This window comes from Micrococcus sp. Alg238-R198 (assembly GCF_900537135.1).
GTDB lineage: Bacteria > Actinomycetota > Actinomycetes > Actinomycetales > Micrococcaceae > Micrococcus > Micrococcus luteus.
Genome location: NZ_UNRH01000011.1, coordinates 1 through 25,124 on the forward strand (window position 1 = coordinate 1; position 25,124 = coordinate 25,124).

Here is a 25,124-nt window from a genome sequence, read left to right on the forward strand (position 1 = left end):
GCGAGGCGATGGCCGACTGGGCCGGCACCCGCACCGGCCTGTCCTACATCCCTCCGGGCTCGCCGTGGCGCAACGGGTACGTCGAGTCGTTCAACAGCCGGATCCGCGACGAGTGCCTCAACATCAACAGCTTCTACTCGCTGCTGCACGCACAGGTCATCATCGGCGACTGGAAGGACGAGTACAACCACCACCGCCGGCACTCCTCGCTCGGCTACCTAACCCCAGCCGAGTACGCTCGGCAGTGCACCCATCAAATGAAAACCGACGACTCACAGAACGTCCGGACCGAATGAAGGGGGCGGCTCACCGTCGTGGACGCTTCTCGAAGAATCGCGCCGAGCGCTCTCACGACACCGGGCACAGCCGCTCCGTGGGCAGGGTCAAAGTGACGCCCGCGGCGAGGCCGCCGAGGGATGAACCGACTGTAAGCCGAGTTCTGTGCCCGTCAGCCAGCTCTCCTTGCATCGGCCCACTTCTGCCAGCGGCCGAGGATCATCGGCACGGCGGTCTCCCGCCACCACGGCAGGTGGACGAGCCCCTGGCTCATCCCGCCCACGTTGTATCGGACCATGTGCACGCTCTCCCGGTCGTAGGGCATGGCCTCGGCCAGGATCTCCTCGATGGCGCTTTCCACGAGGCCCTGCAGCTCGGCGCGCGACGCTGGCATCGGCTCGCTCGCGAACCGCACCCGCAGTTCGGTCCAGAGCCCGACGCTCCCACGGAGCCCGTACTGCTCGGGGCGCACACGGAAGAGGTCGCCGAGGGTCGCGGGTTCCCAGTCCGCCTGCGGCTGCTCCTCGTCCTGCGCAGCGGCCAGTGCGACCATCCAGGCTCGAGCCGCCTTGATGTGGGGGCGGGGGCCTGCGTGGGTGAGGTTCAGCGGCGGGCGCCACGCCGTGATCACGTGCTTCTCGACGTCACCGAGGGCCACGGGCACTTCGGGCACCCAGACGCGAAGGACCAGGTGGTCGACCATCCACCTGGTCAGCGCTTCTTCCGAGCGCTCGCTGAGGTCGAAGGTCGCCGGACTCTTGCTGGAAGGCTTGCCCCCGGCCCGCAGCACCGGCCAGAGGAGCGCGGAGTGCTCCAGCAGCGCTGCGAACGTCCTGCGCACGGTGGACCGGCCGGTCTTGCCCGTGCCGAAATGCTGCCGCACGTCCCGGGCGGCCAGGCTCCGCTCGGCCTTGCCGACGTACAGCAGGCCGGCCTCCCCCACCGGCACCTCCGGGCCGAGCTCTCGACGCACACGGGACACGTCCTTCGCGTACACGGCGTAGAGGCCTGGGGCGTCCGGGACAGGGCCGCCCTCCTCCGACCAACCGGTCACGCCCCACTCCGGGCCAACGTCTCCGAAGAGATGCAGCTCGAACACCGGCCCGCGGCCCAGAGTGCGCACCGCGTCCTGAACGGTCGCCTCCAGGCGCACCGGCGTCAGTTCGTACGTCATGGCTCCATGATGGCGAACATCCGGACGCGTTAGCGCCCCACAGCTGTGCTCAGGGTGCCCCGCTCGCCACAGCGCGGCATCATGGCCCCATGGTTTCCGCCCCGTTGCCCTTCCGCCGCTGGGAGACCCCAGCAGGGCTGGCACCTTCGCTGATCTTCGAAGACGGCGTCGGCCCTGGGATCTACGTCCTCGAGTTCTCGAACGGGGATCAGTACGTGGGCCAAAGCATCCATCCCGCCACCCGGTTCGCGAGCCACCGCCGGCGGTGGCAGGACATCGTGGCCGTGAACTTCACCCCGGTGCCTCCGGAGGAGTTGGATCGGGTCGAACAGGACATGATCACGGAGAAGCGACGCGCGGGCGTCCGCCTTCGTAACCGCACGCTGCTCGCCCAACCGTTCGGAGACTCCCCCCTCGACTTCATCGTCACCCAGGAGGAACAAGCCAGGTGGATCGGGGACGATCCCTTGACCGCGGAGCGGGAGATCGCCCCGCAGCGGATCGTTGAGGCCCGCGCCCGACGAGGCGCGGACGGAGGACGCCTCCCTGAACCGGTCCGAGCCCACCCGCATCTCGCAGAGGCCGTCGACTCGATCGCCGGCTACCTGTACTACGTGATCCCCCTCCCCACGGAGACGGAAGGGCGCGGCTGGGTGCTCAGCGCGTGGCCCTCCACGAACCGCACACGGAACCACCGCCGGTTCGCGACCCTGAGCATCCACAACGTGGAGATGTTGTACCTCTACGAGGACCGGACCGAGGACGGCGAGTGGGAGCAGACCATGGTCCTAAACGTCCACGACTCCCTGGAGATCGACGACGAACTCCGCCCCCTCTTCTCTCGGAACACCTACCGGACCACCGGCCCGGTGTGGAGCGCCACCGTCCACGGGTGGGAGGACATCGGCGTTCTCCTCGGACACCCCGCAGTGCTCCTCGCCGCACGCAAGCTAGCTCTCTCACAGTTGCGGAAGGGACGGGCGATGTTCTCCCGAGCCCACAGCTGGGCCCTCGCCGACGCGGCGTTCGACCACATCGGGAACGTGCTGGACGGGTGGGCCACGGCCGGGAACGACTAAGCGGCTCACCCTGGCTCGTCATTGGATGAAATTCGAGTCCGTGTAGCTGATTGAGGAGTAAACACCATGCCCGTCGAGATGAAGATGTGGCGGATGGGCGATGGCGGGACCCCGCGCCCTCTGGCTCACACCAGCATGTCGTCCGAGGCCCAGTTGCAGGCGTTCCTCGCCGAGGACCCCACGATATTGGGCGAGCCCTTGCTGGTGATCGGACGAGAGGTGCCCACGCCATACGGCACCCGCATCGACATCCTCGCAATGGACGTCGAGGGCAATCTGCACGTCCTCGAGCTGAAGAGGGATCGAACGCCCCGAGAGGTGGTGGCCCAGATTTTGAAACCTCCGCTATCAAAGGGCTCACAGTTGCCAAACCTCGGCGTGTTAGGTCAGCGCAAGCCTCTCCAAGACCAGTCGGTGCTCGTTAACAAATTTATCAACCACGGCCTCAAGATCATCCTCATAGAACGCCCCAGAATCATAACCGTGTGACTCGTCAAGTCTTAAATTCGCCCTGACGCGCTTTACATCCGCCACTCCCACGTTGAAGTCCGGGCGCGGGTAGCCCAGCTTCGCCGTATAGGTTGCCCCACCAACGGACCTTCTGACCTTAATAAAGTTGTTTTTGGGCTTTTCGAATTCACAACCGAGTCCCTCGAGCTGAGACTTGAATTCCTTGAACTTAAGACTGCGATCCCCTCTCTCAAGCGCCCGCGTACGTGTCTTAAGCCAGGCGCTGATCTTTGCAACCTCTTCGTCTACATCGTGGGTCTCGGGGGTGCCCCCTTGGAAAGTGTGGCCAGCCACCTGGGTCGACATCTCATATAATTCATCCTCGTTGGCACCCACCAAAAGGATTCGATTTCTTTGCAGGAAAACGAGTAGAACGACCAGCGCAGTCCTCTTGTTTCCATTCTCAAATGGGTGGTTCAGGGCCATTCCATAGAAAAGCGTGGCCGCGACGTCTAAAACGTCAGTGTACTTAAACGCTGATCCCAATCCGGTCGTTTGTCGAGCCACGGCACTCGCCAACCCGTTTGGACGCAGTGCCTTAACGGCTCCGAAGTCTTGTCCAGCGAGAGGACCCGTGGCCAGCCTCTCGCGAATGGTGATAATCTCTTCTTCGTCAAGGTACTTCACGTAGGCCTCCGAATTATAAAACGGCTAAAATTGCTCCGGCGGGCTAAAATCCGCCCGAACCCCCACCATCCTGTGCGAGGTTACTGAAGCGACTGTAATGTCCCTGGAACCCCACCACAATCGTCTTCGTGGGCCCGTTCCTGTGCTTGGCCACGATCAGGTCGGCCTCGCCGGCGCGCGGGGACTCCTTGTCGTACACGTCCTCGCGGTGCAGCAGGATCACCATGTCCGCGTCCTGCTCGATCGAGCCCGACTCACGCAGGTCGGACACCTGCGGCCGCTTGTCCGTCCTCTGCTCGGATCCACGGTTCAACTGACTCAAGGCGATCACCGGTACGTCGAGCTCCTTGGCCAGCAGCTTCAGGGCACGCGAGAACTCGGCGACCTCCTGCTGACGGGACTCGACCTTCTTGCCCGAGCTCATGAGCTGCAGGTAGTCCAGCACCACCATCTTGAGGTTGTTCTTCTGCTTGAGCCGCCGGCACTTGGCGCGGATCTCCATCATGGTCATGTTCGGGGAGTCGTCGATGAAGAACGGCGCCTCGTTCAGCCGCCCCACGGTCGCGGCGATCTTGGACCACTGGTCGTCCCGGATGGTGCCCTTGCGCAGGTCCTGCAGCGCGATCGTCGCCTCGGCGCTCAAGAGCCTCATGGCGATCTCGTTCTTGCCCATCTCGAGGCTGAAGAACACGGTGGCCATGTTGTGGTGGATGGCCGCGGCCCGCGCGAAGTCGAGCGCGAGCGTGGACTTGCCGACGGCGGGGCGCGCCGCGATCACGATCATCTGTCCGCCGTGCAGGCCCTGCGTCAGCTCGTCGAAGTCGTAGAAGTCGGTGGGGACGCCCGTCAGGCCCTCCCCCTGGTTGCCGGCCGCCTCGATCTCGTCGACGGCGTGCTCCATGATCTCCGCGAGGCGCACGTAGTCCTCGGACTGGCGGTTCTCCGCCACCTTGTAGATCTCGGACTGCGCCTCGTTGACGATCTCCTCGACCTCGCCGTCGCCCTGATACCCCAGCTGGGTGATCTTGGTGCCGGCGGTGACGAGGCGCCGCAGGACGGCCTTCTCCGCCACGATCTCCGCGTAGAAGCTCGCGTTGGCGGCGGTGGGCACGGACTGGATGAGCTCGTGCAGCACGGCGGGGCCGCCCACGCGGCTGAGCTCCTGGCGCTTGTTCAGCAGGTCCGCCACGGTGACGGCGTCCGCGGGCTCACCGCGGCCGTAGAGGTCGATGATCGCCTCGTAGATCATCTCGTGGCTGGGCCGGTAGAAGTCGTGGCCGCGCAGCAGCTCCACCACGTCCGCGATCGCGTCCTTGGAGAGCATCATGCCGCCCAGCACCGAGCGCTCCGCCTCCAGGTCCTGGGGCGGCAGGAAGCGTTCAGAGGAACGGCCGCCGTCGTAGGAGCCCGAGTCTCCGTAGTTCTCAGTCAACGTCCGGAGACTCCCTTCCCACAGCCCGCACGACGGCGGCCCTCGCCGGTCTTCCCGGCCCTGATTCCTCTGTTGTCACCGCCCGTGCCGCCGCACCCTCCTGCAGGCGGACGGTGCGACGGTCCCCGGGGCGACGGTCCGAGCGGATGCGCGCCTGTCAGTGGTCACCTGCGGCCAATACCCGCCCTCGCGTTGGGGATACCACGCGACACTACGCGCGCCGTGGAGGCTGGGCAACCGCGTTTCCCACAGGCCTTGTGGACAACGTGTGGATTCGGCGGCGTGTCGTGTGGATCGCTTGGGGACCACGCTGGGGACAACCGCTCGACCACTCCCGGAATCCGGCTCTGACCTGGGACGATGCGATCCCCAGTGCTGTGGAGGAAGATTCTCCACCCCCCCTTTCGGCCCGGCCACCGGACTTGACAGCACCCCCGTTTGCGCCCTCATCACACCGCCTGGTACACGCCTATCCACACCGTCGTCCACACCCTCCACATCTGTGGACAACTCCTGTGGACAAGGTGCCCGGATCTGGGGACGGCGAAGTTGACAGCGTCCGCACCCGGCCCCGGGTCCTCCCCGTGCCCACCTCTCCCGGCCGCCCCGCACCGATGACTCACGCACGTCAGTGACCCGCCCCAGAGTCATTGGACGGAACGCAAGCACGGTGCTTGGGTGGAACCCGTCGTCGTGTCGTCCGCCACAGTGAGGAGTCCGCCGTGCCCCCGGCCACCACCGCCCCCTCCCCGGCCTCGCTCCCCCTCGACGGCGTCCTCGTCGCCGACTTCTCCCGCGTCCTCGCCGGCCCGCTCGCCACCATGACGCTGGCGGACCTCGGAGCGCGCGTCATCAAGGTGGAGCACCCCGAGCGCGGCGACGACACCCGCGGCTGGGCCCCGCCCCGCTCGGCGACGGGCGCCACCTACTTCGAGTCCGTGAACCGCAACAAGGAGTCGGTCGGCTGGGACCTGAAGGACCCCGAGGACCAGCGGCGGGCCGCCGCCCTGGCCGCCCGGGCCGACGTTGTGGTCCACAACCTCAAGCCCGGCACCATGGAGCGCCTCGGCCTGGGTTACGACGACGTCGCGCGGGAGAACCCGTCCGTGGTCTACGCCGCCGTCTCCGGCTTCGGCGACCGCGAGGGCCGGGACCTGCCCGGCTACGACTTCATCGTCCAGGCCGCGGGCGGGCTCATGAGCATCACCGGCGAACCGGACGCCCCGATGAAGGCGGGCGTCGCCCTGGTGGACGTGCTCACGGCCAAGGACCTCACCGCCGGCGTGCTCGCCGCCCTGCTGCGCCGCGAGCGCACCGGGGAGGGCGCCCACCTGCGGTTGAACCTGCTCTCCTCGCTGCAGGGGGCGCTCGCCAACCAGGGCCAGGCATGGCTCGGCGCCGGCGTCGTCCCGCGGCGGATGGGCAACGACCACCCCTCGATCGCCCCCTATCAGCTGCTGGCGTGCCGGGACGCGCCGCTCGCCGTCGCCATCGGCAACGACGCGCAGTTCCGCACCTTCGCCGCGGCCCTCGGCGTCCCCGGGCTCGCCGAGGACCCGCGCTTCACCACGAACACGGACCGGGTCGAGCACCGCGAGGAGCTGCGCACCGCCCTGGAGGATGCGCTCTCGGCCGAGACGGCCGCCCACTGGCGGGACGTGCTGCAGGCCGAGCGGCTCCCGGTCGGCCTCGTGTCCACCGTCGCCGAGGGCGTCGAGCTGGCCGAGTCCCTCGGCCTCGAGCCGACCGTCGAGGTCCAGGACCGCTCCGGCGCCCCCGCCGGCCGGCAGTTCCGCCACCCGGTGCAGTGGGACCCGCCCGTCGCGCACCCGCGCCACGCGCCGCCCGCGCTCGGTGCGGACACGGCGGCCGTCAACACTTGGCTCGACGCCCGCTGACCACCCCGCAGAGAGGACCCCCGCCATGACCACCCCGTTCCACGCCGAAGCCGACTCGTTCCTCGGCCGCGCCGACGTCGTCGGCCTGGACTCCCTGTTCTCCGCCGAGGAGAAGGCCGTCGCGCTCAAGGTGCGCGGCTTCGTGGACGAGCACATCCGCCCGCACATCGCCCGCTGGTACGACGACGCCGTGTTCCCGCGCGAGATCGTCCCCGAGCTGGGCCGTCTCGGCGTGCTCGGGATGCCCTACGAGGGCCACGGCATGCCCGGTCGCTCGGCGGTGGAGTACGGCCTCGCCGCCCAGGAGCTCGAGGCCGGCGACTCCGGCCTACGCACCTTCGTCTCCGTGCAGGGCTCGCTCGCGATGGGCGCGATCCACAAGCACGGCTCCGAGGAGCAGAAGGCGCAGTGGCTGCCGCGCATGACCGCCGGCGAGGCGGTCGGCTGCTTCGGCCTCACCGAACCGGGCGCCGGCTCGGACCCGGCCTCCATGACGACGACGGCCCGCCAGGAGCCCGGCGGCGACTGGGTGCTCGACGGGGTCAAGCGCTGGATCGGGCTGGCCACGCTGGCCGACGTCGCGATCATCTGGGCGCAGACCGGCGAGCCCGGCGACGGGCGCGGGGTGCGCGGCTTCGTGGTCCCCACGGACACTCCCGGATTCCGCGCGGAGGCGATCACCCAGAAGCTGTCCATGCGGGCCTCGGTGCAGTGCGAGATCCACCTCGACGGCGTGCGCCTGCCCGCCTCCGCGATGCTGCCGGCCGACTCCGCCGTCGGGCTCAAGGGCCCCTTCCAGTGTCTCAACGAGGCCCGCTACGGGATCATCTGGGGCGCGATGGGCGCGGCCCGCGACTCCTTCGACGCCGTCCTCGACTACGCGATGCAGCGGCAGCAGTTCGGGGTGCCGCTGGCCTCCCACCAGCTGACGCAGGCCAAGCTCGCGGACATGGCCGTGGCCATCGGCAAGGGCTACCTGCTGGCGCACCAGATCGGCCGCGCCAAGGACGCCGGCCCGCTCACCCCCGCCATGATCTCCGCCGGCAAGCTGGACAACTGCCGCGTGGCCATCGGCATCGCGCGGGAGGCCCGCGAGATGCTCGGCGGCAACGGCATCACCCTGGAGCACTCGCCGCTGCGGCACGCGAACAACCTCGAGTCCGTGCGCACCTACGAGGGCACGGACGAGGTCCACCAGCTCACGCTCGGCCGGCACCTCACGGGCATCGGCGCGTTCGCCCCGGCCCGCTGAGCCCCGCGCCCGGGCTCAGGCGTCGTCGGCGGGCGCCTCGGGCGCCGGAGCCTCCTCGGCCACGGAGGCGAGGATCGGGGTGGCCGGCAGCTTCCGCACGCGCTTGGGGCGGCGGGCGCGGGCGGGGATGAGGGCGCGCATGTTCTCGGTCTTGCCGAAGCAGAGCAGCCGGTCGCCCTCCTCGAGGACCTTGGTGTCCGCGGGGTTGGGGAACACGGAGGTGCCGCGGTGCAGGGTGAGCACCTGCAGGTCCTTCGCGAGCAGCTCGGAGTCCTCGATGGACTGGCCCACCCAGCCGGAGCCGGCGTGCACGGTGATCTCACCGACCCCGTACCCGGTGGACACGGCCAGGCGCTGGCGCACGTCGATGTCCGGGAAGCCGGCCTGGTCCGCCACGTAGTCGATGATCGCGCCGGCCACGTCCAGGTCGGTGGCGGCCTCGATGCCCTGCAGCCCCGGGGAGGAGTTCACCTCCATGACCAGCGGGCCGTGCTCGCCCTCGAGCATGTCCACGCCGGCCACCCGCAGGCCCATGATGTGGGCGGCGCGCACGGCGGTCTCCGCGTACTCGGGCGAGAGCTCGACGCGCTCCACGGTGCCGCCGCGGTGCACGTTGGAGCGGAACTCGTCCCCCTGGGCCCGGCGGCGCATCGCGGCCACCACGCGGTCCCCCACCACGAGCGCGCGGATGTCCTTGCCCTTGGACTCCTCCACGAACCGCTGGATGAGCACCTGCTGGTTGGTGCCGTGCAGCGTCTCGATGATCGCCTCGGCCACCTTCTTGGTCGGCGCCAGGATCACGCCGATGCCCTGGGTGCCCTCGAGCAGCTTGATCACCACGGGCGCCCCGCCCACCATGTCGATCGCCGTGGAGACCTCGCCGCGGTTGCGCACGAACACGGTGGCGGGCATGTCGATCTCGTGGCGGGAGAGGATCTGGGTGGCCCGCAGCTTGTCCCGCGAGTTCATGATCCCGGCGGCCGTGTTGGGCGTGTAGACGTCCATCTGCTCGAACTGGCGCACCACGGCGGTGCCGAAGTAGGTCACCGAGTTGCCGATGCGCGGCAGGATCGCGTCGTAGTCGGACAGGGGGCGGCCGCGGAACATCAGATCGGGTTCGTCCGAGCTGAGGTCGATGCCGAAGCGCAGGGTGTCCAGGACCTTCACCTGGTGGCCGCGCTCGAGCGCCGCGGTCTTGAGGCGCTGCGTCGAGTAGGCGCGCAGGGAACGGGAGAGGATGGCGAGCTTCATGACCGCTTTCCTGGGAGGATGAGGGGCGTGTCTGAATCTAAGCACACGGGCCCGGCCCCCCACGGCGCGCCCCTCACCGACGACGGCGCCGCTCGCCCGGGGCTGGTGGGCTGGCGCGAATGGGTCGGCCTGCCCGCCGCCCACACCCCCTGGATCAAGGCCAAGATCGACACCGGTGCCCGCACCTCGGCGCTCCACGCCTTCGGCATCGAGCGGTTCGCCCGCGACGGCGCCGCCTGGGTCCGGTTCGAGGTGCACCCGTGGCAGACCTCGGCCGCGGACGCGCGGACGGTCGAGCTGCCGGTGGCCGACCTGCGCGCGGTCCGCTCCTCGAACGGCGAGGCGCAGGAGCGCGTCGTCGTCGTCATGCCGCTGACCCTGGCCGGCCGCACGATCGAGGCGGAGGTGACCCTGACCCACCGGGACGAGATGGGCTTCCGCATGCTCGTGGGGCGCACCGCGCTGGCCGCCGGCGGCCTCCTCGTGGACCCCGCCGCCTCGTACGTGGGCGGGCAGCCGCCGCGCGGCGTCCGCCGCCGGAACCGGGGACGCGCGTGAGCCGTCGCCCCGCCCGCGCCCCCTTCGCGTTCGGCGGGGTCGAGATCCCGGCCGGCCGCCGCCACGAGCTGTCCCTGCCGATCTCCCAGCTCGTCACCGGCGCGGACGTCACCCTGCCCGTGCATGTGCTGCACGGCCGCGAGGACGGGCCCACCGTGTGGGTCTCCGCCGCGATCCACGGGGACGAGGTGGCCGGCATCGAGATCGTCCGCCGCGTCCTGGAGCGCCTGCAGCCCACGCAGCTGCGCGGCACCCTGCTGGCCGTGCCCATCGTCAACGTGCTCGGCGTGATGGCCGGGGACCGCTACCTTCCGGACCGCCGCGACCTGAACCGCTCCTTCCCCGGCTCCGCCCGGGGCTCGCTCGCCTCGCGCATCGCGCACCTGATGATGACCGAGGTGATCGGCCGCTGCACCGTGGGCATCGACCTGCACACCGGCGCGGACCGCCGCTCCAACCTGCCGCAGATCCGGTGCGACCTGGAGGACCCCCAGACCCGCGCGCTCGCCGAGGCGTTCGGTGCGCCCGTGCTCTTCCACGCCCGCCTGCGGGACGGCTCCCTGCGCGCCGCGGCCCGCGAGACCGGCGCCCGCGTGCTGCTCTACGAGGCCGGTGAGGCCTGGCGGTTCGACGAGTACGCGATCGCCCCCGGCGTGGACGGGGTCCTGCGCGTGCTCGCGGCCCTGGACATGGTGGACCCCGCGGACGTCGGGCTCACCGAGCCCGGGCCGGACGCCGTCGTCGACGCCCCCGGGCCGCTGCCCGGCGAGGTCCCCGAGGAGCGGACCACGGACGTGCCCGAGGCGACCGACGCCACCGGCGAGGACACCGCCGCCGTGCACCCCGACGTCGTCGACGGCGAGCAGGACTCCCCGTACCTGGTGTGGCAGTCCACGTGGGTGCGCGCCCGCGCGGACGGCCTCGTGCACCTGGACGTCTCCCTCGGCGAACGAGTGAGCGCCGGGGACCGGATCGGCGCGCTCTACAACTCGTTCGGCCGCCGCCTCGCGCACGTGAAGGCCGAGCTGACCGGCGTGGTCATCGGCCGCACCGAGGCACCCCTGGTGCACCGCGGCGACGCCCTCGTGCACATCGGGGGATGGGACGCATGAGCAGCGGCGGGGCGCCGTCCGCGCGTCGGAGCCGCCCGGTTCAGGCCGGGGACGGGCGCCGGGCGATGGCCCGGCCGCCGTGCACGAGCCGGTAGTAGAGCAGCAGCGCCACCCCGACGCCGCCGGAGAGCAGGTACATCACCGGGATCCCGACGGCGGCCACCACCGCGCCGAGCACCATGGGGCCGAGGCCGGTGCCGAGGTCCAGGAGCAGGAAGAACGTGCCCGTGGCGACGCCGATCTCGGTGGGCCGGACCACCTTGATCGCGATGGTCTGGAACACGCTCACCACGGGCCCGTAGGTCAGCCCCAGCAGGGCGCCGGCCACGAGCATGCCCGCCGGCTCCCGCCACAGCGCCAGCACCGCGTAGGAGACGGCCATGCCCGCGAGGATCGGGTAGACGACGGCGTTGTCCCCGTGCCGGTCGTGCAGCACACCCAGGACGGCGCGGCCCACGATGGTGCCCGCGGCGAAGAGCAGGAAGAACAGGCTCGGCACCATCGCCGGGTAGCCCTGCTGCTGCGCGAACGTGGCCATGAACGCGAGGATGCCGCCGTACATGAACCCGGAGGCCAGGGCCACGCCCGCCGCCGGCGCCACCTCCGCGGAGAACACGTCCGCCCGGTGCAGCCGGAACCGGCCCGTCAGCGGCGGCTCGGGCACGCGCAGGAACAGGGCGATCAGCAGGGCCATGCCCGTGAAGCCGATGCACGCCCGGAACAGGGCGTCGTAGCCGAGGGCCGTGCTCAGCTGCAGCGCCACCATCGGCCCGACGGCGCCCGCGAGCGTCATGGACGTGGAGAACCAGCCGGTGCCCTCGGAGCGGCGCACGGGCGGGACGATCCGCTGCACGGCCGTGGCCAGCACGGTGCCGGCCGCGCCGAAGCACATGCCGTTGAGCAGCCGGACCGCGGTCAGCGTGGCCAGGGAGTCCGCCCAGAGGTACGCCGCCGTCGTGAGGACGTAGCAGGCCAAGGCGACGAGCAGGACCCGCCGGCGCCCCCACGCGAAGGTGGCGGGCGTCGTCGTCATGCGGGTGAGGACCGCGCCCAGCACGAACGCCCCCACCACGACGCCGGCCTCCGCGTCCGACGCGCCGAAGGACGTGACGGCGTAGAGCGCCATCGCGGTCATGAGCGTGTAGAAGATCATCGCCACGAACAGGTAGGTCGCGCTGACGAGGATGAACGGGCGCGTCCACAGCGGCGGGCGCGGGGCCGCCGTCGAGCCGGCGGGGTCGGAGGGCGGTGGGGCGGAGGGCATGGCCTCCATGTTCCCCCACGGCACGAGGCCCCGGCCCGCTCGTGAAGAGCGGACCGGGGCCTCGGGTGCGCGCCGCAGGCGCGACGGGCTCAGAAGCGGATGATCACTTCTTGGCCTTGGCGGCCACGACCTGCAGCTGGACGGTCGCGATGACGTCCTCGTGCAGGCGGACCTGGGCCTCGTGGTTGCCCACGGACTTGATGTGCGCCGGCAGGGTGATCGAGCGCTTGTCCACGGAGCCGAGGCCGGCGGCCTCGATCGCCTCGGCGACGTCGGCGGTCTGGACGGCGCCGAACAGGCGACCCTCCGCACCGGCGGTGCGCTCGAGCTTCACGGTGGCGGACTGGAGCTGCGCGGCCTGGGCCTGCGCGTCCTCCAGGTTCGCCACGGCGCGGGCCGCGCGGGCCTTCTGCAGGGACTCGACCTGCTTCTCCCCGCCCTTGGTCCACACGGTGGCGAAACCGCGCGGGAGCAGGTAGTTGCGGGCGTACCCGTTCTTGACCTCGACCACGTCACCGGAGGTGCCGAGACCGGCCACTTCCTGGGTCAGGATGAGCTTTGCCATCTGGGTGTTCCTTCCTTCGCTCGCTCGATCAGCCGCGGCCGGCGCCGGCGTAGGGCAGCAGGGCCACCTCGCGGGCGTTCTTGACGGCCTGGGCGATCTTGCGCTGCTCCTGGACGGTCACGCCGGTCACGCGACGGGCACGGATCTTCCCGCGGTCGGAGATGAACTTGCGCAGCAGGGCCACGTCCTTGTAGTCGATCTCGGTGATCTTGGCGGCCTTGAGCGGGTTGGACTTCGGTTTGGGCTTGCGGAGTTCAGCCTTCGCCATCGTGGTGCTCCTTCAGAGTTCTCTGGAGCCCGCAGAACGGTTCTGCGGGATGGGATCACGCGGCGTCCCGTGCGGGGCACGGGGCCGTGTGCAGTGCGGCCCGGCGGTGCCGGGTCGCGGGTGGGATGGGCCGCCGGGGCGGCCCTCCGGGCAAGGTGCGCCCGGACGGAGAGGTCCGTGGTGTTCCGTGTCCGTCGCGGCCGCGGGGGCCGCGCCCGGTCAGTGCAGGATCAGAACGGGGGCTCGTTGGAGGACGGGGTGTCCCATCCGCCGCCACCGCCGCCGGACCAGGGGTCCTGCGGTGCGGCCTGGCCGCCGCCCTGCTGCTGGCCGCCCCAGCCGCCGCCCTGCTGGGCGCCGCCGAAGCCGCCGTCGTTGTTCCCCCCGAAGCCGCCGCCGGCCGGGGCGCCGCCGAAGCCGCCCCCCTGCTGGCCGCCGCCGAAGCCACCGCCGCCGCCACCGCCGCGCTGGGCGCGGGTGACCTTGGCCGTGGCGAACCGCAGCGCCGGGCCGACCTCGTCCACGTCCAGCTCCCAGCTGGTGCGACGGTTGCCGTCCCGGTCGTCGTAGGAGCGCGCCCTGAGGCGGCCCTGCACGATCACGCGCATGCCCTTGGTCAGCGACTCCGCCACGTTCTCCGCGGCCTCGCGCCAGACCGAGCAGCGCAGGAACAGCGCTTCGCCGTCCTTCCACTCGTTGGTCTGGCGGTCGAACGTGCGGGGCGTGGACGCGACGGTGAAGTTCGCGACGGCCGCGCCGTTCGGGGTGAAGCGCAGCTCCGGGTCGGCGGTGAGGTTGCCGACCACGGTGATGACGGTCTCGCCTGCCATGGTCACTCCTGTCTTCGGGGGTTCTGCCGGTCAGTGACCGGATCCGGGGATCCGGGACTGCTCAGCGGGGTTCCGGTGGGGGCGTCGGGGACTGATCCGATGCTCTCAGACCCTCCGGACACGGTACGAGGATCACTCAGCGGTGATCTTCTGCTCCTCCGGACGGATGATCTTGGTGCGCAGGATCGTCTCGTTGAGGTTCAGCAGACGGTCCAGCTCCTGGGTGGCGGCCGGCTCCGACTGGAAGTTGACGACCACGTAGATGGCCTCGGACTTCTTCTGGATCTCGTAGGCGGTCTTGCGGCGACCCCACACGTCGATGTTGTCGACGGTGCCGCCGGCGTTCGTGACGACCTCGAGGTACTTCTTCAGGGTCGGCTCCACGGTGCGCTCGTCGACCTCAGGGTCGATCAGCACCATCAGCTCATAAGCACGCATGCGAACCCACCTCCTCTGGGCTTGCGGCCGCGGTCTCTCCGCGGCAGGAGGTTCTGCGTTCTCCCCTTACGCATGCATCCGCACTCTTCGGCGGCACGCAGGGGATCCCGTCAAGAATACCAGCACTGCGCCTCCGCAGATGAGGTGCCACCCCTAGGGGGCCGTGGGGCGGCCGGGGCTTGCCCTCGGTCGACGACGACGTACCTTGGAAGGAGGACACACATCCTGTGTCACACCCCTCTCACGTTTCGGAGCATCCCATGTCAGAGTCCACGTCGGCAGCGCCCCAGCCGTCCCAGTCCGTCCCCTCCCGCCGCCGAGTCGCCAGCAGCCTCGCGTGGGCGGTGCCGACCGTCGTCGCCGCCGCCGCTGCCCCCGCCGAGGCGGCCAGCCCTCCCCCGCGGATCGACCGCGTGTTCAGTGTCCGCCGCGCCACCACAGCAGACGTGCCCGGCGCGTCGGTGTCGGCCTGCGGCTCGGGTTCGACCCGCTTGAGCGTCACCACGGACGACGTCAATACCTACTACCGGATCGCCAATGTGCGCACCGGCTCCACGGTGACGGATGTGACCGCCTCCGTCCTGGTGCAGAAGGACATGGTGGATGCGATGGAGACTGGGAAGAACCCCACCACCTTCACCTGGACGAGCAGCGCTACACCGTCCTGGAGCACCCCCGTCCGTGAGGTCTCCGGGACCGGCAGTCCGGTCCTGTACACCAACAATAGAATCCAGTACTACCGCTACGTCAGCAAGCTCTCCACCCCGGTACCCGCCCCCGTCTCAGGCACCATCACCCTGCCGATCATCGGGTGGTACAGCAACTGCAGCACGACCCTCGCCGGCGTGTCGGTCAACGGCCGCGGCAGTGCCGTCGTGAACGGCACGCCCTTGGTCAATGTCGGCACCTACCGACAGCTGTGACCCCAGGCTCCGCCGGCTGACGCAGCCCCGCGCACGCCGCTCGCGGCGCCCCCCATGCCGCGCCTCACACCCCGCGGAAGAACTCCCGCACGGCCGCCGCCAGGTGCTCCACGTCCCGCACGCCGCACATCTCGCGCGCCGAGTGCATGGACAGCAGGCCCAGGCCCACGTCCACGGTCCGGATGCCCAGGCGGGTCGCCGAGATCGGGCCGATGGTGGAGCCGCAGGGGACGTCGTTGTTCGAGACGAACTCCTGGAACGGCACCCCCGCCACGCCGCACCAGCGGGCGAACGCGGCTTCTCCCCCCGCGTCGGTGGCGTAGCGCTGGTTGGCGTTGATCTTCAGCAGCGGGCCGTGGTTCACGCGCGGGTGGTTCACGGGATCGTGCCGCTCGGCGTAGTTCGGGTGCACCAGGTGGCCGGCGTCCGCGGACAGCAGCCAGGACCCCGCGATCGCCCGCGCCCGGCCCTGCCCGGCCACGCCGAGCACCTCGAGCACGCGCCCCATGACCTCCTCGAGCAGCGGCCCGGCCGCCCCGGACCGCGACGCCGACCCCAGCTCCTCGTGGTCGAACGCGGCGAGCAGCGGGATCACCGGGGCGCCGGCCGCCTCACCGGCCACCCCGCCCGCGACGGTCCCCTCGTACGCGATCGCCCCCTCGGCGCCGCCGTGCTCGCGCGCCAGCTCCTCGAGCGCCACGAGGCCCGCGTGCACCGAGCTCAGGTTGTCCAGCCGGCCCGACGCGAAGAACTCGCCCGCCAGCCCGAAGAGTCCGGGCGCCTGGGCGTCGGCCACCACGACGTCGTGCCCGCGCACCGCGGCCGGGTCCACGCCGGCGGCGGCCGCGAGCGCGGTCAGCACATCACCGGGCACGCGGGCGGCCAGACCGTCGGCCTCCGCCTCGTCGGCGCCCTCGCCGCGCGGGGCGAGCGCCCCCACGACGGGGTTCGTGTGCCGCTGCCGCTTCAGCGTCAGCCCCTCGTTGACCTCGCGGTCCAGGTGGATGGCCAGCTGCGGGATGCGCCCCACGGGCCCGGTCGCGGCGAGCACCTGCGTGCCGTCGTCGAGGGCGAGACGCCCGGCGAACCGCAGCTCACGGTCCAGCCACGAGTTCAGCAGCGGGCCGCCGTACACCTCGACGCCGGCCTGCACCCAGCCGTCGGCCGTCACGGTGGCCGGGTTCGGCTTGAGCTTGAACCCCGGCGAGTCCGTGTGTGCGCCGAGCACGCGGAACACCGGCACGACGCCGGCGCTCTGCCCCGCCTCGTCCGGCCCGGCCGCGCGCGCCTCAGCACCCTCGTGGCGGCCCAGCGCCCCGGCACCCGTCGGCACGATCCAGGCCACCGCCGCGCCGTCGCGCACCACCACGTAGCCGCCCGGGGCCGACGGGAAGTCGGCCGTCTCGTCCAGGCGGGTGAAGCCGACGGCCTCCAGGCGGCGTGCGACCTCCTCCGCGGCGTGGTAGCTGGAGGGCGAGGCGGTCACGAAGTCGGCCAGGTCCCGCAGGTGGGCGGGCAGCTCGGCGACGGTGTCACGGGTCACGGGGGTCATGACCCGACCGTACCGCGCCCCACCATCCGTCCGACTACCCTGGCCCGCAAGCGGGCCCGCCGCATCGCCCGCCCCGTCAGCGCAGGAGGAGCCCGCCGTGGACATCATGATCGCCGTCGCCGTGGGGGTCTTCCTCCTGGTGGCGTGGACCGTGGGCGGCTGGGCCATCGTGCGGATGGGCTTCACCCGGGACGGGGACGCGGCCCGCACCCCCGCCCACGACGACGGCGCCACGCGTCCGGCGCACCCCGGCGCGGCCGCGGACCCGGCCACCGACCCCCACGTGATCTGGCGCGAACAGATGAAGGCGGCCACGGCCGCCTCCGGGGCGCAGTGCGTCTGCCCGCCACCCCGCGAGGGCGGCGCCGCCGAGGCGGGGACGAGCACGCCGCCGTCGTCCCCGGACTGCCCGATCCACCGCTGGGACTACGCCTGAACCGCGGCCGGCTGGCCTGAGCGGCCCCGGGCCGGGCCTGCGTACGCGCCGGCGAGCGGGTCGGTGTCCGGGTGGCCGCCGTGGTCGCGCTTCACGAGGTCCTCCGCCGGGTGCAGCATCTCCCACACGACGCGCCCGCACAGCCACAGCACCGCGAGCATGTGCGCGAGGATCGCGGCCACGTAGACGGAGTCGTCCATGGAGTGCTGCGGCGGGGTCTCGGCCACCCCCTTGGCCAGGTACATCCACACGGCGAAGAAGTGCAGCGCCTCCACCGTCTGCCACACCCAGAAGTCCCGCCAGCGCGGCAGGGCGAGCGCCAGGAGCGGGATCAGCCAGACCACGAACTGCGGTGAGTACACCTTGTTGGTGAGCACGAACGCCGCCACCACCAGGAACGTCAGCTGGGCCAGCCGCGGGGTGTGCCGCACCCGCACGCCGAGCACGAAGATCCCGAGGCAGCACACCGCGAAGGTGCCGTAGGCCAGCAGGGTCAGGGAGTCCTCCGGCACGAACGCCCACCCGGCCTGCGCGGCGGTCACGTCCCACGCGTGCCACACGCTGGACAGGCCCGGCCCGCGCTCGCCGGAGAAGGTGAAGAACACGGACCACGCCTGGAAGTTCACGACCATGAGCGGCACGTTGACCGCCGCCCACGCCGCCACCGTGCCCCCGGCCGCGAGCAGGAACGGCCGCCACCGCCGCGAGCGCACCGCCAGGATCAGCAGCGGCCCCAGGATCAGCAGCGGATACAGCTTCATGGCCGCGCCGAGGCCGAACAGCACCCCCGCCGTCAGGGACCGGCCGCGCGACCACGCGTACATGCCGCACGCCAGCAGGGCCACGGCCCACAGGTCCCAGTTGATGGTGCCGGCCAGCACGATCCCCGGGGCCACGGCCACCATGAGCCCGTCCATCCACCGACGCCCCGCCATCCGCACGGTCAGCACCGCGACGACGGCCCACAGCACCACCACGAACCCGAGGTTCACGAGCCAGAACACCACCGTGCCCTGCTCCGGCGAGAACGGCAGCGCCTGCGTGATCCAGGCCGCCACCGAGCCCACGACGGACATCAGCACGGGGTACTCGAACGTGGAGCCCGCCCGGAACGGCGCCCACGGGTCCGCCGCGAACCCGCGCCCGCCGTAGAGCGCGGCCCAGTCCGAATAGCAGCCCGCGTAGTAGACGTCCGGGGCGCCCCAGCCGTGCAGCAGGCACGGCGACTTCTGCAGCACGGTCACGACGGCGGCCAGAGCCACCAGCAGCCCCGTCAGCGCCACGGGCCCGGCCCAGGAGCCGGTCCCCCGTCCGGGGCCGTTCGCCGCGAGGCCGCCGGCGAGCTGGAAGCGTCCGCCGCGCTCGCCGGGGGCGGGCAGGGTCCCGGACGGTGCGCTGTCAGCGGAACGCCCGGCGGGGACACCCGGGGCGGCCACGGCGTCGCTCGGGGCGCCGTCCGCGGCGTGAGTGGGCGGCTCGCTGGGGGTCGCGGCGTGCGCGGGGGCCGGTCTCATGCCCCCATCCTAGGAAGCCGCCCGGACACCGGACGGGCGGGGCCGCCGTCGTCGGTCGTAGACTGGCGGGGTTGATCCCCGGGTGAGCGCCCCGCCGAACGGTGTGGGCCCCCCTGCGCGCGCCGCGTGCCCGCACCCGTTCCGGACAGTCGAGGAGAGAACCAGACCGTGGCCACCAATCCCATCCGCGTCGCCATCGCCGGCGTGGGCAACTGCGCAACATCCCTCATCCAGGGTGTGGAGTACTACCGCGAGGCGAAGGCCACGGACACGGTCCCAGGCCTGATGCACGTGCAGTTCGGCGACTACCACGTGTCCGACCTCGAGTTCGTGGCCGCGTTCGACGTGGACGCGAAGAAGGTCGGCCTCGACCTGTCCGAGGCCATCACCGCCTCCGAGAACAACACCATCAAGATCGCGGACGTGCCCCACGCGGACGTCACCGTCCAGCGCGGCCCCACCCTGGACGGCCTCGGCAAGTACTACGCCGAGACCATCGAGGAGTCGGAGGCCGAGCCCGTGGACGTGGCCCAGGCCCTCCGCGACGCGGAGGTGGACGTGCTGGTCTGCTACCTGCCCGTCGGCTCGCAGCGGGCCACCGAGCACTACGCCCAGGCCGCGATCGACGCCGGCGTCGCGTTCGTGAACGCCCTGCCCGTGTTCATCGCCGGCACCCCGGAGTGGGCCGAGAAGTTCACCGCCGCGGGTGTGCCGATCGTGGGCGACGACATCAAGTCCCAGATCGGCGCCACCATCACCCACCGCGTGATGGCCAAGCTGTTCGAGGACCGCGGCGTCACCCTGGACCGCACCTACCAGCTCAACGTGGGCGGCAACATGGACTTCAAGAACATGCTCGAGCGTGAGCGCCTGGAGTCCAAGAAGATCTCCAAGACGCAGGCCGTCACCTCCAACACCTCCGCGCAGCTGGGCGAGAAGGACGTGCACATCGGCCCGTCCGACTACGTGGCCTGGCTCGACGACCGCAAGTGGGCGTTCGTGCGCCTCGAGGGCCGCAACTTCGGCGACGCCCCGGTCTCGCTCGAGTACAAGCTCGAGGTGTGGGACTCCCCCAACTCGGCCGGCGTGATCATCGACGCCGTGCGCGCTGCGAAGATCGCCCTGGACCGCGGCATCGGCGGCCCGATCCTCTCGGCCTCGTCCTACTTCATGAAGTCCCCGCCCGTGCAGCACAACGACGACGCGGCGCACGAGCTCGTGGAGGCCTTCATCCGCGGCGACATCGAGCGCTGACCCGCCCGGTCCCCGCGGACCGCGCACGACGCCGGCCCGTCACCTTCCCCGTGGAGGTGACGGGCCGGCGTCGTCGTGGGGGCGCGTGCCGCCCCGGCCACCGCGCTCAGCGCCGCGCGCCGAGCCGGTCCTCGATGGTGAGCCGGACGAGCTGGGCGTACATGGCCTGGCCGTCGGCGCGGGGGTGCACGCCGTCGGCGGAGAAGTCCGTGACGTGCTGCTTCGCCGCGGCGTCCCAGTCCGCCAGGACGATCCGGTCCGGGTGGGCCTCGGCCTGCGCCTCCATCTGCACCTGCACGTCCGCGATCCAGTCCATCGGGCCGTGCGGCACCACGAGCACGAGCAGCCGGTCCTCGCCGACGGCCGCCAGGATCTTCTCCCAGTCGCCCCGGTGGGTGGTGCCGTTGGCGCCCAGGGCCACCACGACGACGTCGCTCAGCTGGCCGTCCGCCTTGAGCTTCTCGATCTCGTCCGCGGCGTCCCAGATCTGGTAGCCCACCTCCGCCTCGAGCAGCATCCCCGGCAGCTGCTCCAGGAGCGTGGGCGCGGCCGAGAGCGAGACGGAGTCGCCGATCAGGGTGACGTCCGGGCCGAGCTCGGACGGCGGCAGGGCCGCGGTGAGCTGCTCCTTGGAGTACGTGGGGCGCGTGACAGCCGGGTCGCCGAGCCCGAGCCCGGACGGCTCGGCGGACGACCCGGGCGAGGACGTCGCACCGGCGGAGCCCTCCGCGTCCCCGGGGGCGGCCGAGCCGGGCGAGGCCGAGGCCGATGCCTCGGCCCGCTTCGACTGCTCCGCCGCCCGGGACTCGCGGGCCGCCTGCTGGGCCGCCTGGGCGGCCTTGAGGGACTCCTCCGCCTGGGCGATGTCCTGCTCGAGCTGGGTCTGCGCGGGCGAGTGCACCACGGCGGCCACGGCCGCCGCGGGGACGGCCACGAGCCCCAGCGCCGTGGCGGCGGCCGCGAGCCGGCCGATCGGCCCGGCCCCGCCCGTGAACGCCCGCCGAGCGGCTACGCCCCAGCGACCGAAGGCACCCGTGAACCCCTCGTGGAGGATGGGCTCCTCGATCAGCCGGGTGCTCAGGTCGGCGATCAGGGCGGTCAGCAGCAGGATCGCGCCGGCGGCCACGGGCTCGACCCACCCGGGGGCGTCCACGGGCACCATCACGCGCATGATCACGAGCAGCGGCCAGTGCCACAGGTACGCGGCGTAGGAGCGGCGCCCCCACCAGCGCAGGAACCCGTTGCCCAGCGCGCGAGAGAGCGAGTCGCGCCGGTCGCCCTGCACCACGTGCCAGACGATGAACGCGACGACGGCGGACAGGCCCGCCAGCACGCCGCGGTACGTGCTCGCGTGGCCGCCGTCGACCAGGGCGAAGCCTGCCGCGAGCACCGCGACGGCGCCCCACGCGACAGCCACCCGCGTGGCCGAGGTCCGCGGCTCGGGGCCGCCGTGCTCGGGCCGGGGCACATGGGCCAGGCCGATCGCCACGCACGCGCCGAACAGCAGGCCGAAGGCGTGGGTGTCCGTGCCGAAGTAGAGGCGGGCCTGCTCGAACCCGTGCCACGAGCCCCAGGCCATCCACGCCGCGGAGGCCACGGCCGCGACCGCGACCGCGAGGATACGACGTCGGTCCGCCACCCGCCCCGAGTTCACCGTGCTGCGCGGCGGCCAGGTGAGCAGGAGCAGCCCCCAGAGGAGCAGGGGCCAGAGGATGTAGAACTGCTCCTCGATCGCCAGGGACCACAGGTGCTCGAACAGTGGCGGCGAGGCGCGGTTGAAGTAGTCCCCGCCCTCGAGGATCATCACCCAGTTGCTGGTGTAGGTCAGGGCGCCGAACCATTGGCGGCCCAGGCCCGCGGGGAACTCGTCCACCGCCAGCCACGCGAGCGCGGTGGTGCCCACGAGCGCCATCAGCATGGCCGGGATGAGGCGTCGGACGCGCTTCATCCAGAAGGTGCCCAGCGCCACGCCCCGGCCCGCGTCCACACCACGGACCAGGCCGGTGGTGATGAGGAAGCCGGAGAGCACGAAGAACATGTCCACGCCCACGAACCCGCCGCGCAGGAAGGTGGGCCAGGCGTGGAAGACGAGCACGGCGAGCACCGCGATCCCCCGCAGCCCGTCGAGGGCGGTCACCCGGCCGGGGCCGCGGCTGACCCGCGTGCCGACCTTGACGGCGGGCACGCCGTCCTGGGGCGACAGGGCATGGCGGGGCACGGGCGCGGGGCGCTGGTCGGAACTCACAGCGGTCGATCATTCCATCCGGACCTGGATGGGCCAAAGCCTCCGGCTATCCCCGCCCACCCCACCGCGTTGGGGGCGGTTTCCGGCGGTATTCCGCTCCCACAGCACCGGTTTCCGCCCCGGAAGCGGGGGGCGGGCGCCGGTCAGTGGTTCCGCAGCGCCTCGATGAGCTCGTCCTTGGTCATGGTGGAGCGGCCCTCGATGTCGAGCTCGCGGGCCCGCTTCGCGAGCTCGTCCTTGGTCCAGTCCTCGTAGGAGCCGGCCTCGCCGCCGCGCTCGGCGACCTCGTCCCGGCCGTCCCGGGCGGACGCGTTGGCGATCCGCGCGGCCTTCTCCTCGCTCGCGCCCTCGCGGCGCAGCGCCTCGTAGACCTCGGGGTCCTTGATGTTGGAGGTGCCGGGGCCCATGGGGGCGCCGTTCTTCTCGGTCTTCTTCTCAGCCATGCGGCCAGTGTGGTCCCGGCCCGACGACGGGTGGAAGGTCCGCCGCGCCGCCTCAGTCCTGCGGGGCCTCCGGCTGCTCGGCCCACCAGCGCCGCAGCTCCGCCTCGGCCTCGGCCGGCTCGTGCGGCCCCTCGTCGAGGCGCCACTCCAGCAGGTGGTTGTACGCCCGGCCCACCACCGGGCCCGGGCGGATCCCCAGCAGCGCCATGATCTGCTGCCCGTCCAGGTCCGGCCGCACGGCGGCGAGCTCCTCGGCCTCGGCGATCTCGGCGATGCGCCGCTCGAGGTCGTCGTACGCGTGGGCCAGCCGCTCGGCCTTGCGCCGGTTGCGGGTGGTCACGTCCGAGCGGGTCAGCGCGTGCAGGCGGGGCAGCAGGTCGCCGGCGTCGTGGGCGTACCGGCGGACGGCGGAGTCGGTCCAGCCGGCGTCGCCGTAGCCGTAGAACCGCATGTGCAGCTCCACCAGGCGGGCCACCGCCTTGATCGTGTCGTTGTCGAACTTCAGGGCGCGCAGCCGCTTGCGGACGAGCTTGGCGCCCACGGTCTCGTGGTGCCGGAAGGTGACGGCCCCGCCCTTCTCGAAGCGGCGCGTGGCCGGCTTGCCGACGTCGTGCAGCAGCGCCGCCAGGCGCAGCACGGGGTCGGGGGTCGACGGCGCGTACTCGCCCTCCAGCTCCATGGCCTGCTCCAGCACGGTCAGGGAGTGGGCGTAGACGTCCTTGTGGCGGTGGTGCTCGTCCGACTCGAGCTGCAGGGCAGGCAGCTCGGGCAGGACGTGGTCGGCCAGGCCGGTGCGCACGAGCAGGTCGAGTCCGGCGCGCGGGTGCGCCCCGCACACGAGCTTGACGAGCTCCTCGCGGACGCGTTCGGCGGAGATGATCGTGATCCGCTCGGCCATCGCGGTCATGGCCTCCTCCACCTCGGGGGCCACGGCGAAGCCGAGCTGGGAGGCGAACCGGGCGGCGCGCATCATGCGCAGCGGGTCGTCGGAGAAGGAGTCCTCGGGGGTGCCGGGGGTGCGCAGCACGCCGGCGTGCAGGTCCCGCATGCCGCCGAAGGGGTCCACGAGCTCGAGGGCGGGTAGGCGCAGGGCCATGGCGTTGACGGTGAAGTCGCGGCGCAGCAGGTCGTCCTCGAGGCTGTCGCCGAAGGCCACCTGCGGCTTGCGGCTGGCCGGGTCGTACTGCTCGGCCCGGTAGGTGGTGACCTCGAGCTGCCAGCCGGCCTTGCGGAAGCCGATGGTCCCGAACCGCCGCCCCACGTCCCACGTGGCGTCCGCCCAGCCGGCGCCCACGGCCTCGGAGGCGTCCGGGTCGGCGTCCGTGGTGAAGTCCAGGTCCGGCGACGTCCGCCCCAGGAAGAGGTCGCGGACCGGGCCGCCCACCAGGGAGAGCTCGTGGCCGGCGGCCTCGAACCTCCGCCCCAGCTCCACGACGACGGCGGGCAGGGTGGCGTCCGCGGGGAAGCCGGGGGGCAGCGCGTGGGTGGCGGTGGTCAGATCCATGATGCCTACAAGGGTGCCAGACGGTCCCGGCACGGGCCCGCGCGGGCCGGGCTAGAGTTGACGGCATGACCCGCCCCGATCCCTCCGCGCACCGGGGCGCCCCCCTGCCCTCCGCGCTGGGGGCGTGGCGTCGCCGGCCGCAGCCGCCTCTGCGCCCCGTCACCCCGGCCCCCGCGGGACCCCGTTCCGCCGGTGCCGCCTCCCTGCCCACGGTGGAGGAGGTCTCCGCCGGCGGCGTCATCGTCCGCGAGCACGACGGCGGCCTCGAGGTGGCCGTGATCGCCCGCTACAACCGCGGTGGCCGGCTCGAGTGGTGCCTGCCCAAGGGCCATCCCGAGGGTGAGGAGGACCACCGGCAGGCGGCCGTGCGCGAGGTGGAGGAGGAGACCGGGATCGCCGGCCACATCCTCGAGCCGCTCGGCGCGATCGACTACTGGTTCACGGTCGCCCGGCACCGCGTCCACAAGACCGTGCACCACTTCCTGCTGCGCGCCACGGGCGGCGAGCTGACCACGGAGAACGACCCGGACCACGAGGCCGTGGACGTCGCGTGGGTGCGCCTCGAGGACGTCGCGCGCCGCCTCTCCTTCGCCAACGAGCGCCGGATCGTCGACCTGGCCCGCCAGGTGGTCGATCAGCACTTCCCCCCGGGCGGTGCCCGGGGCTCCCGCCCCTGATCCGCCGCCCCCGGCACGGGGCCTTCCGACCACGATTGGGTG

General features: G+C 71.7%; 25 protein-coding genes. 11 read left to right on the forward strand and 14 right to left on the reverse strand.

Annotated elements, in window-relative coordinates; all coding sequences use genetic code 11:
* On the forward strand, positions 1 to 296 hold a 296-nt coding region (locus G6R13_RS09870; protein WP_163721584.1), incomplete at its 5' end, for an integrase core domain-containing protein.
* Positions 297 to 448: 152 nt separating this feature from the next.
* Here the strand turns inward: G6R13_RS09870 and G6R13_RS09875 are convergent.
* A complete protein-coding gene (locus G6R13_RS09875) occupies positions 449 to 1,450 on the reverse strand; it encodes a GIY-YIG nuclease family protein (protein ID WP_152744299.1) in 1,002 nt (333 codons plus the stop codon).
* Positions 1,451 to 1,539: 89 nt separating this feature from the next.
* On the opposite strand from G6R13_RS09875, the gene G6R13_RS09880 reads away from it, so the two are divergent.
* The gene (locus G6R13_RS09880; protein WP_152744298.1) at positions 1,540 to 2,529 is read left to right on the forward strand and encodes a GIY-YIG nuclease family protein; all 990 of its coding nucleotides are present in this window, start codon (positions 1,540 to 1,542) and stop codon (positions 2,527 to 2,529) included.
* 135 nt (positions 2,530 to 2,664) lie between these two features.
* Positions 2,665 to 3,018 carry an endonuclease NucS domain-containing protein gene (locus tag G6R13_RS09885; RefSeq protein ID WP_237069428.1) on the forward strand — a complete coding sequence of 118 codons (354 nt, stop codon included), beginning with the start codon at positions 2,665 to 2,667 and terminating at the stop codon, positions 3,016 to 3,018.
* On the opposite strand, the gene G6R13_RS09890 is transcribed toward G6R13_RS09885, so the two are convergent.
* Both G6R13_RS09890 and dnaB read right to left on the reverse strand, forming a co-directional pair.
* Positions 2,911 to 3,666: a type II toxin-antitoxin system death-on-curing family toxin gene (locus tag G6R13_RS09890; RefSeq protein WP_098471014.1), complete on the reverse strand. Its 756-nt coding sequence runs from the start codon at positions 3,664 to 3,666 to the stop codon at positions 2,911 to 2,913. The two genes, G6R13_RS09885 and G6R13_RS09890, sit on opposite strands and share 108 nt — an antisense overlap.
* 43 nt (positions 3,667 to 3,709) lie before the next feature.
* Entirely contained in the window at positions 3,710 to 5,038 is a 1,329-nt protein-coding gene (gene dnaB / locus G6R13_RS09895; protein WP_111763569.1) for a replicative DNA helicase, read from the reverse strand.
* A 782-nt stretch (positions 5,039 to 5,820) separates the two neighbouring features.
* Here dnaB and G6R13_RS09900 point away from each other — a divergent pair.
* A complete protein-coding gene (locus G6R13_RS09900; protein WP_163721586.1) occupies positions 5,821 to 6,996 on the forward strand; it encodes a CoA transferase in 1,176 nt (391 codons plus the stop codon).
* Between the two features lie 25 nt (positions 6,997 to 7,021).
* On the forward strand, positions 7,022 to 8,248 hold the full coding sequence (locus tag G6R13_RS09905; protein ID WP_102708266.1) for an acyl-CoA dehydrogenase family protein: 1,227 nt from the start codon (positions 7,022 to 7,024) through the stop codon (positions 8,246 to 8,248).
* A gap of 15 nt (positions 8,249 to 8,263) precedes the next feature.
* On the opposite strand, the gene rimK is transcribed toward G6R13_RS09905, so the two are convergent.
* Positions 8,264 to 9,499 carry a 30S ribosomal protein S6--L-glutamate ligase gene (rimK, locus tag G6R13_RS09910; RefSeq protein ID WP_144861768.1) on the reverse strand — a complete coding sequence of 412 codons (1,236 nt, stop codon included), beginning with the start codon at positions 9,497 to 9,499 and terminating at the stop codon, positions 8,264 to 8,266.
* 27 nt (positions 9,500 to 9,526) lie between these two features.
* Between rimK and G6R13_RS09915 the strand changes: the two genes are divergently transcribed.
* Both G6R13_RS09915 and G6R13_RS09920 read left to right on the forward strand, forming a co-directional pair.
* Positions 9,527 to 10,057, forward strand: a complete 531-nt coding sequence (locus tag G6R13_RS09915) for an ATP-dependent zinc protease (protein WP_144861770.1) — start codon at positions 9,527 to 9,529, stop codon at positions 10,055 to 10,057.
* The gene (locus tag G6R13_RS09920; protein ID WP_163721588.1) at positions 10,054 to 11,169 is read left to right on the forward strand and encodes a succinylglutamate desuccinylase/aspartoacylase family protein; all 1,116 of its coding nucleotides are present in this window, start codon (positions 10,054 to 10,056) and stop codon (positions 11,167 to 11,169) included. Before G6R13_RS09915 ends, G6R13_RS09920 begins: the two co-directional genes overlap by 4 nt.
* A 40-nt stretch (positions 11,170 to 11,209) precedes the next feature.
* On the opposite strand, the gene G6R13_RS09925 is transcribed toward G6R13_RS09920, so the two are convergent.
* The 5 genes from G6R13_RS09925 to rpsF all read right to left on the reverse strand — a co-directional run bounded on the left by G6R13_RS09925 (position 11,210) and on the right by rpsF (position 14,534).
* Positions 11,210 to 12,433, reverse strand: a complete 1,224-nt coding sequence (locus G6R13_RS09925) for an MFS transporter (protein WP_239074468.1) — start codon at positions 12,431 to 12,433, stop codon at positions 11,210 to 11,212.
* 103 nt (positions 12,434 to 12,536) lie between these two features.
* The gene (rplI, locus tag G6R13_RS09930) at positions 12,537 to 12,998 is read right to left on the reverse strand and encodes a 50S ribosomal protein L9 (RefSeq protein WP_002857787.1); all 462 of its coding nucleotides are present in this window, start codon (positions 12,996 to 12,998) and stop codon (positions 12,537 to 12,539) included.
* 28 nt (positions 12,999 to 13,026) lie between these two features.
* A complete protein-coding gene (rpsR, locus tag G6R13_RS09935; RefSeq protein ID WP_002857788.1) occupies positions 13,027 to 13,266 on the reverse strand; it encodes a 30S ribosomal protein S18 in 240 nt (79 codons plus the stop codon).
* Positions 13,267 to 13,496: 230 nt separating this feature from the next.
* Positions 13,497 to 14,096: a single-stranded DNA-binding protein gene (locus tag G6R13_RS09940; protein ID WP_002857789.1), complete on the reverse strand. Its 600-nt coding sequence runs from the start codon at positions 14,094 to 14,096 to the stop codon at positions 13,497 to 13,499.
* 132 nt (positions 14,097 to 14,228) lie between these two features.
* Positions 14,229 to 14,534, reverse strand: coding sequence for a 30S ribosomal protein S6 (gene rpsF, locus G6R13_RS09945; protein WP_002857790.1), 306 nt, complete (start codon positions 14,532 to 14,534; stop codon positions 14,229 to 14,231).
* 344 nt (positions 14,535 to 14,878) lie between these two features.
* Here rpsF and G6R13_RS09950 point away from each other — a divergent pair, with 344 nt between their 5' ends.
* Positions 14,879 to 15,457: a hypothetical protein gene (locus tag G6R13_RS09950; RefSeq protein ID WP_163721592.1), complete on the forward strand. Its 579-nt coding sequence runs from the start codon at positions 14,879 to 14,881 to the stop codon at positions 15,455 to 15,457.
* Between the two features lie 64 nt (positions 15,458 to 15,521).
* Here G6R13_RS09950 and G6R13_RS09955 read toward each other — a convergent pair whose 3' ends face one another.
* Positions 15,522 to 17,009: a M18 family aminopeptidase gene (locus G6R13_RS09955; protein WP_163721594.1), complete on the reverse strand. Its 1,488-nt coding sequence runs from the start codon at positions 17,007 to 17,009 to the stop codon at positions 15,522 to 15,524.
* A gap of 106 nt (positions 17,010 to 17,115) precedes the next feature.
* Between G6R13_RS09955 and G6R13_RS09960 the strand changes: the two genes are divergently transcribed.
* Positions 17,116 to 17,445: a hypothetical protein gene (locus G6R13_RS09960; RefSeq protein ID WP_240335737.1), complete on the forward strand. Its 330-nt coding sequence runs from the start codon at positions 17,116 to 17,118 to the stop codon at positions 17,443 to 17,445.
* On the opposite strand, the gene G6R13_RS09965 is transcribed toward G6R13_RS09960, so the two are convergent.
* Positions 17,436 to 18,959: a glycosyltransferase 87 family protein gene (locus G6R13_RS09965; protein ID WP_163721599.1), complete on the reverse strand. Its 1,524-nt coding sequence runs from the start codon at positions 18,957 to 18,959 to the stop codon at positions 17,436 to 17,438. The genes G6R13_RS09960 and G6R13_RS09965 overlap by 10 nt on opposite strands.
* A 168-nt stretch (positions 18,960 to 19,127) precedes the next feature.
* On the opposite strand from G6R13_RS09965, the gene G6R13_RS09970 reads away from it, so the two are divergent.
* Complete coding sequence (locus tag G6R13_RS09970; RefSeq protein WP_010079791.1) at positions 19,128 to 20,213, forward strand: inositol-3-phosphate synthase; 1,086 nt, start codon at positions 19,128 to 19,130, stop codon at positions 20,211 to 20,213.
* A gap of 106 nt (positions 20,214 to 20,319) precedes the next feature.
* Here G6R13_RS09970 and G6R13_RS12355 read toward each other — a convergent pair whose 3' ends face one another.
* From G6R13_RS12355 to G6R13_RS09990, 3 genes are all read right to left on the reverse strand, one after another.
* Positions 20,320 to 22,458 (reverse strand): acyltransferase family protein, encoded by a 2,139-nt coding sequence (locus G6R13_RS12355; RefSeq protein ID WP_240335736.1) that lies wholly within the window; start codon positions 22,456 to 22,458, stop codon positions 20,320 to 20,322.
* A gap of 143 nt (positions 22,459 to 22,601) precedes the next feature.
* Complete coding sequence (locus G6R13_RS09985) at positions 22,602 to 22,901, reverse strand: Rho termination factor N-terminal domain-containing protein (RefSeq protein ID WP_002857801.1); 300 nt, start codon at positions 22,899 to 22,901, stop codon at positions 22,602 to 22,604.
* Positions 22,902 to 22,953: 52 nt separating this feature from the next.
* Positions 22,954 to 24,405 carry a CCA tRNA nucleotidyltransferase gene (locus G6R13_RS09990; RefSeq protein WP_163721603.1) on the reverse strand — a complete coding sequence of 484 codons (1,452 nt, stop codon included), beginning with the start codon at positions 24,403 to 24,405 and terminating at the stop codon, positions 22,954 to 22,956.
* Positions 24,406 to 24,470: 65 nt separating this feature from the next.
* Here G6R13_RS09990 and G6R13_RS09995 point away from each other — a divergent pair, with 65 nt between their 5' ends.
* On the forward strand, positions 24,471 to 25,082 hold the full coding sequence (locus G6R13_RS09995; protein ID WP_073117174.1) for an NUDIX hydrolase: 612 nt from the start codon (positions 24,471 to 24,473) through the stop codon (positions 25,080 to 25,082).
* Positions 25,083 to 25,124 lie beyond the last annotated feature (42 nt).

Coding starts and splice junctions, on each gene's coding strand:
- rpsR (WP_002857788.1), bottom strand. CDS start 13,266: ATGGCGAAGGCTGAACTCCGCAAGCCCAAACCGAAGTCCAACCCGCTC.
- G6R13_RS09905 (WP_102708266.1), top strand. CDS start 7,022: ATGACCACCCCGTTCCACGCCGAAGCCGACTCGTTCCTCGGCCGCGCC.
- G6R13_RS09955 (WP_163721594.1), bottom strand. CDS start 17,009: ATGACCCCCGTGACCCGTGACACCGTCGCCGAGCTGCCCGCCCACCTG.
- G6R13_RS09995 (WP_073117174.1), top strand. CDS start 24,471: ATGACCCGCCCCGATCCCTCCGCGCACCGGGGCGCCCCCCTGCCCTCC.
- G6R13_RS09965 (WP_163721599.1), bottom strand. CDS start 18,959: ATGAGACCGGCCCCCGCGCACGCCGCGACCCCCAGCGAGCCGCCCACT.
- G6R13_RS09940 (WP_002857789.1), bottom strand. CDS start 14,096: ATGGCAGGCGAGACCGTCATCACCGTGGTCGGCAACCTCACCGCCGAC.
- G6R13_RS09985 (WP_002857801.1), bottom strand. CDS start 22,901: ATGGCTGAGAAGAAGACCGAGAAGAACGGCGCCCCCATGGGCCCCGGC.
- G6R13_RS09990 (WP_163721603.1), bottom strand. CDS start 24,405: ATGGATCTGACCACCGCCACCCACGCGCTGCCCCCCGGCTTCCCCGCG.
- G6R13_RS09880 (WP_152744298.1), top strand. CDS start 1,540: ATGGTTTCCGCCCCGTTGCCCTTCCGCCGCTGGGAGACCCCAGCAGGG.
- G6R13_RS09925 (WP_239074468.1), bottom strand. CDS start 12,433: ATGCCCTCCGCCCCACCGCCCTCCGACCCCGCCGGCTCGACGGCGGCC.
- rplI (WP_002857787.1), bottom strand. CDS start 12,998: ATGGCAAAGCTCATCCTGACCCAGGAAGTGGCCGGTCTCGGCACCTCC.
- rimK (WP_144861768.1), bottom strand. CDS start 9,499: ATGAAGCTCGCCATCCTCTCCCGTTCCCTGCGCGCCTACTCGACGCAG.
- rpsF (WP_002857790.1), bottom strand. CDS start 14,534: ATGCGTGCTTATGAGCTGATGGTGCTGATCGACCCTGAGGTCGACGAG.
- G6R13_RS09885 (WP_237069428.1), top strand. CDS start 2,665: ATGTCGTCCGAGGCCCAGTTGCAGGCGTTCCTCGCCGAGGACCCCACG.
- G6R13_RS09875 (WP_152744299.1), bottom strand. CDS start 1,450: ATGACGTACGAACTGACGCCGGTGCGCCTGGAGGCGACCGTTCAGGAC.
- G6R13_RS09960 (WP_240335737.1), top strand. CDS start 17,116: ATGATCGCCGTCGCCGTGGGGGTCTTCCTCCTGGTGGCGTGGACCGTG.